The 12340-nt window shown below is 61.9% G+C and carries 12 protein-coding genes; 4 read left to right on the top strand and 8 right to left on the bottom strand.

Annotation, left to right across the window (positions count from 1 at the left end; translation table 11 throughout):
* Positions 1–57: 57 nt before the first annotated feature.
* The gene (locus IV500_RS12540) at positions 58–348 is read right to left on the bottom strand and encodes an HPr family phosphocarrier protein (RefSeq protein WP_196397151.1); all 291 of its coding nucleotides are present in this window, start codon (positions 346–348) and stop codon (positions 58–60) included.
* A gap of 205 nt (positions 349–553) precedes the next feature.
* Here IV500_RS12540 and IV500_RS12535 point away from each other — a divergent pair, with 205 nt between their 5' ends.
* Positions 554–1336 (top strand): GntR family transcriptional regulator, encoded by a 783-nt coding sequence (locus IV500_RS12535; protein ID WP_312875918.1) that lies wholly within the window; start codon positions 554–556, stop codon positions 1334–1336.
* Positions 1337–1539: 203 nt separating this feature from the next.
* On the opposite strand, the gene IV500_RS12530 is transcribed toward IV500_RS12535, so the two are convergent.
* The 5 genes from IV500_RS12530 to ctaE form a co-directional block, all read right to left on the bottom strand.
* Positions 1540–2790, bottom strand: a complete 1251-nt coding sequence (locus tag IV500_RS12530) for an MFS transporter (RefSeq protein ID WP_312875917.1) — start codon at positions 2788–2790, stop codon at positions 1540–1542.
* A gap of 235 nt (positions 2791–3025) precedes the next feature.
* Positions 3026–4702, bottom strand: a complete 1677-nt coding sequence (gene qcrB, locus IV500_RS12525; RefSeq protein WP_196397149.1) for a cytochrome bc1 complex cytochrome b subunit — start codon at positions 4700–4702, stop codon at positions 3026–3028.
* A gap of 1 nt (position 4703) precedes the next feature.
* Complete coding sequence (qcrA, locus tag IV500_RS12520) at positions 4704–5732, bottom strand: cytochrome bc1 complex Rieske iron-sulfur subunit (protein ID WP_196397148.1); 1029 nt, start codon at positions 5730–5732, stop codon at positions 4704–4706.
* A gap of 95 nt (positions 5733–5827) precedes the next feature.
* The gene (gene qcrC / locus IV500_RS12515) at positions 5828–6613 is read right to left on the bottom strand and encodes a cytochrome bc1 complex diheme cytochrome c subunit (protein WP_196397147.1); all 786 of its coding nucleotides are present in this window, start codon (positions 6611–6613) and stop codon (positions 5828–5830) included.
* 83 nt (positions 6614–6696) lie between these two features.
* Complete coding sequence (gene ctaE, locus IV500_RS12510) at positions 6697–7335, bottom strand: aa3-type cytochrome oxidase subunit III (protein WP_196397146.1); 639 nt, start codon at positions 7333–7335, stop codon at positions 6697–6699.
* Positions 7336–7551: 216 nt separating this feature from the next.
* On the opposite strand from ctaE, the gene trpD reads away from it, so the two are divergent.
* Positions 7552–8625 (top strand): anthranilate phosphoribosyltransferase, encoded by a 1074-nt coding sequence (trpD, locus tag IV500_RS12505; protein WP_196397145.1) that lies wholly within the window; start codon positions 7552–7554, stop codon positions 8623–8625.
* A 63-nt stretch (positions 8626–8688) separates the two neighbouring features.
* On the opposite strand, the gene IV500_RS12500 is transcribed toward trpD, so the two are convergent.
* Both IV500_RS12500 and IV500_RS12495 read right to left on the bottom strand, forming a co-directional pair.
* Positions 8689–8970 carry an Lrp/AsnC family transcriptional regulator gene (locus IV500_RS12500; protein ID WP_196397144.1) on the bottom strand — a complete coding sequence of 94 codons (282 nt, stop codon included), beginning with the start codon at positions 8968–8970 and terminating at the stop codon, positions 8689–8691.
* 86 nt (positions 8971–9056) lie between these two features.
* Positions 9057–9476 carry a DUF3054 domain-containing protein gene (locus tag IV500_RS12495; protein WP_312875916.1) on the bottom strand — a complete coding sequence of 140 codons (420 nt, stop codon included), beginning with the start codon at positions 9474–9476 and terminating at the stop codon, positions 9057–9059.
* 212 nt (positions 9477–9688) lie between these two features.
* On the opposite strand from IV500_RS12495, the gene IV500_RS12490 reads away from it, so the two are divergent.
* Positions 9689–10873 (top strand): methyltransferase, encoded by a 1185-nt coding sequence (locus tag IV500_RS12490; protein WP_312875915.1) that lies wholly within the window; start codon positions 9689–9691, stop codon positions 10871–10873.
* A 135-nt stretch (positions 10874–11008) separates the two neighbouring features.
* Entirely contained in the window at positions 11009–12274 is a 1266-nt protein-coding gene (locus tag IV500_RS12485) for a sensor histidine kinase (RefSeq protein WP_196397142.1), read from the top strand.
* The last annotated feature ends 66 nt before the right edge of the window (positions 12275–12340 follow it).

Raw genomic sequence — 12340 nt, 5'->3', positions numbered from 1 at the left:
GTCGTTCGCAAACTACTAAAGCGGGTCTCGCCTTCGGGTGAGGCCCGTTTTAGTAGTTTATTCAGCGTCGTTCGAGAGGTCAGTGGCCAGCAGTCCCGCGAGATTCTCCAGCTCCTGCTGGATGACCATAGGATCCACGTCCGGAGCAGTTACGCTGAGGACCACCTGGCACCCATGACCGAAATCGGCGGTCATTACCGCCAGTAACGATCTGGCGTCCACAGCGCTGTGCCCCGGCCTGGCAATGGTCACCGGGAGCCCGGTCCGGTTGACTGCGCCGACAAATTGCGCCGCCGGGCGGGCATGCAGGCCGACGACGGCTGCAACTGTTGCTAGGCGGTTATACATTGGTGCTCCTCGACATAGGGCAGCCGACCATTCAGGAATGCATCCGGAGCTGCTCTCAAGGGGATCTGCTGATAAGTGTGCGGCTGAACCACCTACCCGATAAGACTTGTGCGTGGTTAACCAGAGACACGGGAAGATGGGTCCTATAAAAGACCCTAGCGGCATCCTAAGCTGGGACAACACTGTCGACAGAAAGGACATTTTCGTGGCGTGCTCTGCGGCGGAGATTCCCGGTGAAATTGTGCGGGGTTCCGGGACAGCTATTCACGTCCAGCTGCGGGAAATCCTTCGGAAGTTTGTCAGCACCTCACTGGCCCCCGGCGCGGCGTTCCCATCAGAACGAGATTTGGCAGCGCGCTTTTCGCTGGCCAGGATGACCGTTCGTCAGGCAATTGATTCGCTGGTGGATGAGGAAGTACTCGATCGCATCGTTGGGCTCGGGACGTTTGTCACTCGACCCAAGTTCGATCTGCAGGTGAAATTGACGTCCTACAGTGAGGAAATGGAGCGTCGCGGCATGGTACCGGCGGCCCAGGTATTGAGCTTCGAACAGGTGGCAGCCACTGCTTTGCTGGCCCGTGAACTTCAGCTTGACGAGGGCCAGCCGGTGATCCGCTTTCGCCGGCTCCTGCTGGCCGACGGTGAACCCATGAGTGTAGATGAAAACTTCATCCCTGCGCACCGGGTACCGGGAATTCTCGACGAGCCGCCGCCGTCGTCCCTGTACAACGTTCTCAGCGAACGCTACGGTCTGGTGATGGAGTGGGGGGAAGATACCATCGAAGCTACCGCCGCCTCTGCGTCCATCGCCCGGCTGCTCAACGTGGATGTTGGGGATCCGCTGCTGAAGCTTCAGCGGCACGCCTTTGTTTCCCGGGCTATGGTGGATTTCTCGGTGTCGTTTTACCGAGCGGACCGGTACAAGCTTTGGGTTCCCCTGCAGCGGCCTGGTGGACGGAGCCGTCGGGCATATTCAGCCCGGCGGTAGGAGGGCGGTTCTGCCTGCTGCGCACGCGATTTGTGCACGCCTGCTACCTGCCGACTCTAGCCAAGGCCAACGACGCTTGCTCGACGAGGGGGTGCTGGCACGTTCACTGGCTCTCCCAAGACCTACGCTGCACCTAAACACTTCCGAGTTGACGTCGTGCTGCTTCATTTCTGAGATTTAGCTGTCTGCCCCCGAGACCGCTCCTAGGTCTCTGCCGGTTTTCGGGACGGTGGCAGTGCGCTGGTCTGTAGTGCAGTCCAGATTACGACGACGGCAACTAGAGCAATGGCGAGGAAACCGAGTCCGGAGTAACCGACCCAGGCGAGAACCGGGCCGGCCAACGCGCCGCCGACGGCACCGGCGGCATTCATGGTCAAGTCCGAGATGCCCTGGAGTGCGGGCCGGTCCTGGATCTGAACGGATTCTGCCACCATTGCCGACCCTGCCACCACCGAAGCCGACCATCCAAGTCCGAGCAGGATGAGGCTGACGGCGACGGCGGCGCGGGAGTCCGCCGCGACACCGGCGGTTAGCAGGGAAGCCAACAGCATGGCCTGCCCCAGCAGTACGACGCGAAGCCGCCCCGCTTTATCCGCCAACCAACCGAAAACGGGGGAGAGGGCGTACATTCCTGCAATATGTAAACTGATGGTGAATCCCACTATTACTAAGGACGCCCCGTGTTCGCGCAGATGAATAGGCGTCATGGACATTAGCGCCACCATGGTGGCGTGGCTGAGCGCTACAGCGGCTACCGCATAGCGGGCCCTCGGGTTCTGGCGCAGTATCAGCGTGCCGCTGCGCGCACGAGGCAACTGAACGCTTGTGTCCCGGATAGACATGGCCGCCAGCAGCGGGTCCGGTCTCAGCCCGGTCAGGTATACGAACGCCGCGGCAAGCTGCGCAGCCACGGAGAACGCAAAGGCGCCCGTCAGCGGTGGTAGGCCGAGGAAAGCACCTACGGTTTCGCCTGGGCCGAAGAGGTTTGGCCCTAGCACGGCCCCGATGGTCGTGGACCAGATAACGATGGAGAGGTCCCGCGCTCTGGTGCCCTGTTGGGCAAGGTCAGTAGCCGCGAACCGCGCCTGAAGATTGACGGCGGATCCCGCCCCGAGCAGCATCAGACCCACCAGGAGCAGGGGAAAAATAGACACCAACGCCGACGTAATGGCAAGCACAGCACCGGTTCCGGCGATGAACGCCCCGGTAGACAGCGATAGCCGCCGCCCCCGGGCCGCAGCGAGACGGGCGAGGGGTACGGCAGCGATAGCGGCACCGAGGGTACTCATGGTGGCAGCCATGCCCGACCAAGCCGGCGACCCGGAAAGCTCTGCCGCAAGCAGTGATCCCAGAGACAGCGTGGCACCCATGCCGACGCCGCCGAAGATCTGCCCGGCTACCAGGACGGAGACTACCTTGCGTTGCCGAGGGACGCCGGCGGCGTATCCGGACACTGGCGCGAGAGGTCTCGGCCCTGCGGGCGGGGGAGCTGATAGCACTTTGCCAGTATTACAGATACCCGAACGGTATGCAGGACATCAGGATGGCGTTGCCGAAGCTCGTGCCCGCGACAGTATCACCAACCGCTTGGGCCACCGGAATTCTTAAGAATAGGGGGAACGAAAAAAGGGAGCGGTCCCGGTGATAACCGGTATCGCTCCCTTTTGGGTTTCCGTGATCATGAGGAGGCTAGCGTGCTACCTCTTTGGTCTTGTCGGACGCTTCAATCTCTTCGTGACCATGACCGTGGGCCGCATGCAGTTCTGCCGGTGTGGCGGGAGCAACGCGGTCCTCGAAGAAGAACCGGCTGAGCAATGCACGCCGCTTTTCCTGCTTGGTGACAATGCCATTGCGGTTCGGTACCCCTGCGCTGGGCTCCGGGGATTCGTAGCCCACCAGTTTGAAGCGCTTGTAGTCGTCAACCTGGGCGTGGACTTCCTGGTATTCGCCGTGCGGCAGGCGTACAATCCTGCCGGTTTCACGGCCATGCAAGGCAATTTCGCGGTCTTTGCGCTGCAAGGCTAGTGCGATCCGCTTTGTAACCGTAAAGGCCACGATCGGGCCCAGGAACAACAGCGCGCGGAGCCAGTAGATCACGTCATTGAGGGAAACGTTGAAGTGCGTCGCGATCAGGTCAGAGGAGGCCGCGGCCCACAGTACGCAGTAGAACGTGAATCCGGCCATTCCGATTGCAGTCCGGGTCGGCGCATTGCGCGGCCGGTCCAGGACGTGGTGCTCACGATCGTCCTTGGTGACCCAGCGTTCGATCCAGGGGTAGATAAACAGCACTGTGAAAACAATCCCGGCCGGAACCAGTGCCGGAATGAGTACATTGAGCGATAGCGTGTTGACGCCCCAGGGGAAGGGAATGTTCCATTCCAACGGGATGCCCAAGAGCCAACCGGGCATCAGCCGAAGGGCACCGTCCACCCAGCCGATGTACCAGTCAGGCTGCGTACCGGCCGATATGGGCGAGGGATCGTATGGACCGTAATTCCAGATCGGGTTAATGGTGAACAGCGCAGCTATGGCTGCGATCACGCCGAAGATGATGAAGAAGAAGCCACCCGCCTTTGCCGCGTAAACCGGCCCCAGCGGGTAACCGACCACGTTCCGGTCGTTACGGCCCGGACCGGGGTACTGGGTGTGCTTATGCACTACGACCATGAAGAGGTGAATGGCGATCATGAGCAGAATCATGGCCGGCACCAGCAGGATGTGCAGGACATACAGCCGCCCGATGATGGCGGTTCCCGGGAACTCGCCGCCGAAGAGGAAGAAGGAAATGTATGTGCCGATTACCGGAATGGAGCTGATGACACCCTGGATAATGCGCAGCCCGTTGCCGGACAGCAGGTCGTCAGGGAGCGAGTACCCGGTGAAGCCGTCGGCCAGGGACAGGATCAGCAGTACACCGCCCACTACCCAGTTGAGCTCGCGCGGCTTGCGGAAAGCACCCGTGAAGAAAACCCGCAGCATATGCACGGCGATCGAAGCCGTGAACAACAGTGCGGACCAGTGATGCACCTGACGCATAAACAGGCCGCCGCGGATATCAAAGGAAATGTTCAGGGTGGAATTCATCGCCACCGACATGTCGACGCCCTTGAGCGGGACATAACTGCCGTTGTAAACCGACTCCGCCATGGACGGGTCGAAGAAGAACGTCAGGAATGTGCCGGAAAGCAGCAGGATGACGAAACTGTACAGCGCCACCTCGCCGAACATGAAGGACCAGTGGTCGGGGAAGACTTTGCGTCCGAATTCACGAAGAAGTCCGGAGCCACCGACGCGCTGATCAACGAAGTCGGTGATACGGCCGGTCGCTGTGGCCGGTTTGTAGGGTGTTTCGGCTGCGGTGCTCATGTTAGCCACGCTCCCAGAAGCTAGGTCCGACGGGTTCATGGAAATCGCTCTGCGCCACCAGGTATCCCTCAGAGTCAATGGAGATCGGCAGCTGCGGCAGCGGCCGGTTGGCCGGACCGAAGATAACCTTGCACTCCTGCGTCAGGTCGAACGTCGACTGGTGGCAGGGGCAGAGCAGGTGGTGCGTCTGCTGCTCGTAGAGAGCCACGGGGCAGCCGACGTGGGTGCAGATTTTGGAGTACGCAACAATGCCCTCGTAGCCCCAGTCCTCGCGGCCCTTGGAAGGATGCAGCAGGGAAGGTTCCAGGCGCATCAGCAGCACTACTGCTTTGGCCTTTTCCTCCAGCTTGCCTTCCTTCAGATCATTCAGACCGTCCGGAATGACGTGGAAAACCGACCCCAAGGTCACATCGGAGGCCATAATCGGGGTGCCTGTAGGATCCCGAACCAAACGTGTGCCCTTGTCCCACATGGTGTGGCGCAGAGCGTTACCCGGCAGCGGCCCCAGATCGCGGAACATCACGATGGCAGGGAACGGCGCCAGTGCCACGGCTCCGAGGAGTGTGTTGCGGATCAGCGGACGGCGCTTGATACCGGTTTCCTCGACGATGTCGTCAACAATCTTAACTGCTGCTTCACGGTCTGCTTCGCTGCGCAGCTCGTGTCGCTCTTCGGAGACTTCATGATCAGGCATCAGGGCCCGGGCCCAGTGCACAATACCGGTCCCAATACCCAGCATCGCAAACGCCGTACCGAGTCCCAGCAGAATGTTCTGCAGACGAAGGGTGGCGATGGTGTCATCAAGCCGAATGAAGAAGTAGCCGAAAAAGAACAGCAGCGTTCCCACGACCGAGATTCCAAAGAGAAAAGCCACCTGGCGCTCTGCCCGTTGGGCTGCCCTTGGATCCGTGTCAGCTAGCCTCTTACGGTGCGGAGGAAGCCCAGGATCCTGGAACTTCTCCACCTCGTTAAGACCAGCCCTAGCTACGGCGTCCGAGCCTGCCGGAATGCCGTCACTATGGTCGCCCATAATCCCCTCATCCTTCTTTTTTCCCGGTTTCCCGGGGTCGTAATTAATATCGCGTCCGGCCGCTGGGCGGCCGCAGAATGTCGGGCCGGTTGGGCCTAGGATGTCCTCGAAGTCAGCCACACCGTGAAGGCAATGACAACACCAAGGCCTGCGATCCAGATGAATAGACCCTCAGATACGGGACCAAGCGAACCCAGAGCGGCGCCGCCCGGGGACCCTGTGGCTTCAATGGTGTCCAGGAACGTAATGATGTCGCGCTTGTCACTCGGGGTGATATTTGCATCGTTGAAGACCGGCATGTTCTGCGGCCCGGTGACCATCGCCTCATAAATGTGCTGGTTCGACACACCCGCCAGCGCAGGAGCGAATTTACCGCGCGTCAGTGCTCCGCCGGCAGCAGCGGCGTTGTGGCACATGGCGCAGTTGACCCGGAACAGAACTCCGCCGTTGGCCGCATCTCCGCCGCCGTCGGTGTACTTTGCTTCGGGAATGGCCGGTCCGGCACCCAGGGAGGCTACGTACGCAGCCAGCTCGTGCGTCTGCTCGTCATTGAACTGTCTGGGCTTTTGCAGTGCCTGCGGTCCCTGCGCCTGCATCGGCATGCGTCCGGTAGCAACTTGAAAGTCGACGGCGGCAGCACCTACGCCGACCAGCGAAGGGCCGTCGGGGGAGCCGCTGGCACCCATGCCATGGCAGGTGGCGCAGTTGGCAATGAAGAGCTTGCCACCTTCCTGCACGTCGTTTGCGGAGTAGGTGGTGGCTGCCTTGGCCTGATTGGCGGTGGTGGCGACGGCGTAGAGACCACCGGTGAGCATAAGTCCCAGCAGCAGCAATGCGACGGCGGCTAGCGGATGACGTCGCTTCTGCGAAAGTGCCTTCACGTGGTGGTTCCTTTGTGTCGATCCTGCGGCGGCGGGTCAGCCGCTAATTCAATTGCTATTGCGTGGAGAGGGTAGAGAGCAGCCTACTTCAGGATGTAAATCACCAGGAAGAGGCCGATCCAGACAACGTCGACGAAGTGCCAGTAGTACGAAACGACAATGGCCGAGGTGGCTTCAAAGTGACCGAACTTCTTAGCGGCATAGGCACGTCCGATTATCAGAAGAAATGCGATCAGGCCACCGATCACGTGGAGTCCGTGGAATCCGGTGGTGATGTAGAAGGCCGAACCATAGGCATTCGAGGACAAGGAGACATGTTCGGAAACCAGGGTGGCGTACTCAGCAGCCTGGCCTGCGACGAAGATGGCGCCGAGGACGAATGTCCCCATGAACCACTCCGTCATGCCCCAGCGTGCGAACCCGAACAGCCCGCCGGTACGGCGCGGCTGCAGTCTTTCAGCAGCGAACACACCCATCTGGCAGGTGAAGGAGCTGGAGACCAGGACGAGGGTGTTCACCAGGGCGTAAGGAACGTTGTGCTTGGCTGCCTCTTCAGCCCACAATCCGGCCGAGGTTGACCGGAGAGTGAAGTACATGGCGAAGAGCCCGGCGAAGAACATCAGTTCGCTGGAGAGCCACACCACCGTGCCAACCGAAACCATATTGGGGCGGTTGAGCGTGGGGTGCGCGGGGATGCTGGGGGAATGAGTCGCAGTTGTCACATAGACATTATGTCCATAAAAACCGGTCCTGCCCAATGCAAAATGCGTTTCTTCGAATCTTTTTCTACAAAGCCGCGAAATCCTGCGGGCAGGAGCAGCGGCTCACCACCGGCCGGGACTGTCCGCTGGGCCTAAACGGCAGCGGGTTCGGTGCCGTTTAGGCCCAGCGGTGTTACATATTCGTTGCGGACCGGCATTGATCGCTAGCATCAAGAGGTGACTTCATCAGCTTCGGCCACCGTGGAAGAGCCCACCTGGCCCGTCCTGCTTTCTGCCCTCATCGCCGGCACCGATCTTTCGGCCGCTCAAACGCGCTGGGCCACGAACAGGATTATGGAAGGTGTGGCGACACAAGCCCAGATAGCGGGATTCCTGGTGGCTCTGCGGGCCAAGGGGGAGACCGTTGCCGAAGTTGCCGGGTTCGTCGATGCAATGATGGACAACGCCCGCCCGCTGACCGTGACGGGGGATACGCTCGACATCGTCGGCACCGGCGGGGACAGACTTAATACCGTCAATATTTCCACCATGGCGGCCCTGGTCTGCGCAGGAGCAGGGGCCAAAGTCGTCAAGCACGGCAATCGGGCGGCCTCGTCCGCCGCCGGCTCCGCTGATGTCCTGGAGGCTTTGGGCGTTCGGCTGGATATGTCCGTTGCCCGGGTCAGTGAGGCGGCGGAAAGCGTCGGCATCACGTTTTGCTTTGCTCAATTATTTCATCCGTCTATGCGCCATGTGGCGGTGCCACGGCGTGAGATGGGCATCCCCACGGTGTTCAACCTGCTGGGCCCATTGATCAACCCCGCACGGGTGAGCGCCTCGGCGGTCGGCGTCGCCGACGCCACCATGGCTCCCTTGATTGCGGGAGTTTTCGCCGCGCGCGGTACCAGGGCTTTGGTTTTCCGCGGCAGTGACGGTCTTGACGAGCTCACCACCACGGGGCCCTCCACCATCTGGGAGGTCCGGAACGGTGGCATCACCGTATCCGACCTCGATCCACTCAATCTCGGCATCGCGCGCGCCACGATCGAGGATCTGCGCGGTATGAACGCGCAGTACAACGCGCAAGTAGTCCACCGTGTGCTGGCCGGCGAACAAGGTCCGGTGCGTGACGCCGTCGTCCTCAACGCTGCTGCGGGCCTGGTTGCTGTGAGCGGCAGCGCCGAGGGCCCGCTGCCGGAGCGGATGGCCGCCGGTGTTGCCGCGGCGCAAAGGTCACTTGATTCGGGCGCAGCTGCACAGGTGCTGGCCCGGTGGATCCAGCACTCGGTGGCGGATCCGGGCTGGGGCTAAGCGGCTGCTCACGGCCGCCTGCGGGGCATCCGGGACAGCGATCTACAGCTGCGTATCGGGGAGCTAGTCATCGAAGCCGAGGGAAAACGCGGCGTCAAGGTCATGTTGGGAATATGCCCGGAAAGATATTTGCGTGGTAGTCGAGACGACTCCCTTTACCTTGGACAACCTGTCCGCAATTGCGTCGGCCAAATCTTCATGCCGGGTTACCCGCGCAATCGCGATTAGGTCCCATTCCCCGGTTACCGAATAGACCTCACTGATGCCGGCAAGCTCGGAAATCTCCTGTGCGGCCTCCGGAATACGCGACGCATCGGTCTTGATGAGCACAAAAGCAGTAATCATGGAAAAATCCAATCGTTGGAGCGGCGGGCCGGGACGTGAGCGCCGTAGCGGTTGTACGAGGCTAGTTCAAAAAACTTCCAGTCAGTCTAAAAGCCCTCGGCCGGGGCGTGTTTTGTCCGGCGGCTGAGCCGGCCGGCAACGGCACGGTGGCCAAGCAGGAAAACCGCCAGCACTATGAGGGCGACGACGACGAAGGGCAGCTGGGCGCTCTGGCCGGACAGCAGGCGAAAGACCATTCCTGCCGCAATTGTAATGGCCCAAACTGCGACGCCGTGCGGCCACAAGCGCAAGGGTGCCCGCCACGCCCGACTCGCAAGCCAGCCCAGCGCCAGGCCGGCAACAAAGGGCCACGCGGTGGCCGCTGCACCCAGCACCGGGTTTTGTTCTGCATGGCTGGCCCGGCCCACGGCAGCAAAGACCAGTACCAAGACAAGGTCCGCTATTCCGGCATAAATTACTGTGCCCGGACGGGGGAGGGAATCATTTCTTTTGAGCCGTTTGATCACCAGCCCAGCCTACCGGCCCTGCGGATTTGATTCCTTCCCCAGCACGTGGAAGGACTCTTCGTGCACGGACCGGCAGTTCCAGGGAAGGTGTCTTCGCGAACGGACGGATGCAGTGGATACCATGGGAGCCGCATCATTTTCAGGGACTGCCACGGTGGGCCATACCTAAGCCAGGAGCTGTCATCGTAACGTCCAAAAGCCACGAATCGCCCGTGAGCCTCCCGGGTGGTTGCACTGAACCTGTCGAACCTGCCGTCCCTGCCGCTGAATCCGCAACCATCCACTGGACCGAAGCGGGGATAGAGCAGCAGGCCCGCTGGCATTCCCAGAGCCGGCAGGCTGCCCCGGTCCGAATCGTGGTTGGCGACGACCGGCTGAGCGCAGACCGGGCGTACCGGCTGGTGCAACAGGGGACCGGAATCCTGTGGCGTGGAGACTTCCAGAACGCACGCCAGCTGCTCAGCGCTCTGGCCCGCCGCGTCGGCAGGCAACGGCAACCGCCGAGGAGCTCCGCCGCAGCAACCTTCCGCCAGCACCGGGAGAGCAGAACACGGCAGGCACAATTGCTGGGTTTGCTCCTTGTTCCGTTGGCATCTGATTACAGCGTTCCGCTGCGCCGGGCCCCGGACGTCGCGGTGGCCTGCACCGAAGCTTATGGTGTTGCCGCAGGGCCCAGCGTCATTGCGCTGCGTGAGTTGACCGGTGTCATTGGCGCCCACGAATGGCGCCACAAGGGCGTACAGATTCCAGCGCTCGGAGCCCGCATCTATCCGCATTATGGCGTTTTTTCCCCCATTCGAGGCGAGTATTTGGCCTTGGTGTCCGAAGCTCCGCTTCCCCAGGCCGTTTGTGCCTCCGGCGCTGTGGCGTTCGACGTCGGTACCGGCACAGGAGTGCTGGCCGCGATTCTCGGCCACCGCGGAGTGCAGCGCGTCATCGCGACCGATCAGGACCGGCGCGCGGTGGACTGCGCCCGGGAAAATCTCAGCAACCTCAACCTGGCCGGTCGGGTGGAAGTCGTGGAAACAGACCTCTTTCCCGCCGGCCGGGCCGCGCTGGTGGTCTGTAATCCGCCGTGGATCCCCGCGATGCCGGCGTCCACCCTTGACCATGCGGTCTATGACCCGGAGAGCAACATGCTGCGCCGCTTCCTGGCCGGTCTGAAGGACCATCTGGAACCGGAGGGGGAAGGCTGGCTGGTGCTCTCGGACCTGGCAGAGCATCTGGAATTGCGTTCACGCGGGGAGCTGCTGGCCATGATCGACGAGTCCGGACTCGTCGTCGTCGACCGTTCCGGCACTGCGCCCACGCACCGCCGGGCCGGTGACACCGGCGACCTCCTGCACGCAGCACGGTCAGCGGAAATTACCTCGCTGTGGCGACTCAAAGTGCGCTGACAGTGCATACTTTATTCCGGCCGACCGCCGTGCGCTGGGGGATCCGAAACCAATCCACGGCCTCTGCCGTTGTGGTGGTGGCGTGCGCGCTGCTGGCTGGGGGGGGTGCTCCTGCTCGTGCTGCTGCAGAATGCTTTGACAGTCGCAACGGACGACATGCTGCGAAGCAAGACCACCGATGTCGCGGAGGTGCTCAGCAGCGGGGAGATGGCGGAGGCCGGGCAGAACATCTCCTCTGCCGAGGGACAGGGACTGTTGATCCAGATCCTGGACGGATCGGGACGTGTTGTGCAAGCCTCGGATCCGGAACTGCTGAAAACTCCAATGGGATCGCTACGGCCCAACCCCGGCGAGAGTATGGCAAAGGAGGTCTCATTCCTCGTAGGGGTGACCGGGGATTCGGACGGGGAGTTTTACCTTGTGGCCACCGGTGCAACGTCCGGAACCGACACGTACGTTGTACTGGCGGCGCGGAGTATCCAAGTCCAGGCCGATACGGTGCGGACCGTGGCATTGTTCCTGCTGCTGGCCACCCCTGCGTTGCTGCTGATCGTTGGAATGGCGGTGCGGTTTCTGGTCGGTCGGTCCTTGCGGCAGGTAGAGATCACCCGCGCCCAGGTCGCTGACATCGATGCCGGACATCTGGCGGACAGGGTGGACGTGCCGCCTACCAATGATGAGCTGGCCGCCCTGGCCGTGACTATGAACGCGATGCTGGGCCGCATTGAAACCGCCGACACTCATCAACGCCAGTTTGTCAGCCACGCCAGTCACGAGCTTCGCAGCCCGCTGACCACGTTGCGTACGGGCCTGGAAGTGTCCGCCCAGGATCCTACGCATCGTACTTGGCTGGACATGGCGCCTTTGCTGGTGGCGGAGACACGGCGGATGGGGTATCTGGTGGAGGATTTGCTCACGCTTTCCAAAGCAGAAGACAACGGGCTGCAAATCCTGCGTGCAGACGTTGATCTCGATGACGTCCTGGCGGATGAGCTGCGGCGGCTCCGGTCCACCACGGGCCACGAGGTGCGCTCCCGCCTCGAGCCCGTCCGCGTGAGCGGGGATGCACGACGGCTTTCCCAGGTGCTGCGTAACGTCCTCGACAACGCAGGCCGGCACGCAGAACATACGGTCCGGGTGACTTTGACGGCCGACGACGGCACCGCGAGGCTGTGGATTGACAACGACGGTCCGCCGGTTCCGGAGGCCGAACGCGAACGCATCTTTGAGCGCTTCGTCCGTCTGGACGAAAGCCGTTCCCGGGACACCGGCGGCAGCGGCTTGGGGTTGGTCATCGCGCGGTCGCTGTTGGCCGCCCACGACGGAGCCATCATCGCGGGAGAGGCATCCGACGGGTTTTGCCGATTCGAGATCAGGCTGCCGCTGCTCGGATCCCGCTGATGTCCTTCTCAGCATCCTCTCAACGCTGAGCTGGCAGACTGTCCAGATGAACATTGATGGATTGAG

Source organism: Arthrobacter terrae (assembly GCF_015708085.1).
Lineage (GTDB): Bacteria > Actinomycetota > Actinomycetes > Actinomycetales > Micrococcaceae > Arthrobacter_M > Arthrobacter_M terrae.
Note: the sequence above shows the minus strand (reverse complement) of the source record. Positions and strands in the feature narration are given on the sequence as shown.